Origin of the sequence: Streptomyces albus subsp. albus (genome assembly GCF_000725885.1) — a bacterium.
Classification (GTDB): Bacteria; Actinomycetota; Actinomycetes; order Streptomycetales; family Streptomycetaceae; genus Streptomyces; species Streptomyces albus.
In genome coordinates, this window is record NZ_JODR01000075.1 from 1 (window position 1) to 804 (window position 804).

The window sequence follows — 804 nt, forward strand, 5'->3', positions numbered from 1 at the left end:
CGGAAGGGCTCCCCCGATTCGTGGGCCAGTGGCTTGCGCCGCAGACGGCGCAACAGTGCTCCGCCGTCGCGGATCGCCACCTGGTCCTCATGGTCACCGGCGCCCAGCACGCCCGCCAACCGATCGATGTCACGGGCCCCCAGCATCTCGGGCAGGTCCACCAGACCGCCCCACCACCGCGGGTACTCCAGACCGAAGACCAGGCCGAGCCCCCAACTGCTGCTCTGCACAGAGTGCGACACCCGGTCCGTACGGGCCGCCGCGACGGAGTCCTGGGTGCAGAGCCAGACCGCGACCGGCTCCTCCCACTCCCCCACGGCCTGCATCAGCGCGATGTTCAGCACCAAGCCGGTGGAGAGGCCGGGGTGCTCCGGGTGGGGCCGCTCGTCCAGAGCGAGCAGCGACAGCACGCCCGCCACGTCGGAGTGCCCCGCCAGCAGCTCACCGACCCGCTGCCGGTCCAGATCCGCGCCGAGCACCACCTCCGTCACCTCGGCACCGCTCTCACGAAGACCGGCACCGACCAGCCCCACGACCTCACGATCCACCGACCCGGCCGACGTCACCACCAGCCAACAGCCCGACAACCGCACATCGGAACGAACCGGTGCGGGCACCCAGTCGATGTCGTAGCGCCAGGAGTCCAGTTCGGACTTCTCCGTCCGGCGTGTCCGCCACATTTCGAGCGCGGGCAGCACCTCGCTCAGCGGCGCGTCCTCGGCGAGGCCCAGCTCACCGGCGAAAGCACTCGTGTCACCGCCACGCACGGCGGACCAGAACTCGGCATCGACCGGGTCCTGACCG

Annotated in this window: 1 protein-coding gene; it reads right to left on the bottom strand. The window is 70.9% G+C overall.

Annotation, left to right across the window (positions count from 1 at the left end; all coding sequences use genetic code 11):
• Window positions 1-804 (bottom strand): hypothetical protein (locus tag IO40_RS34590; protein WP_033230454.1); only part of this gene is annotated, 804 nt, incomplete at both ends.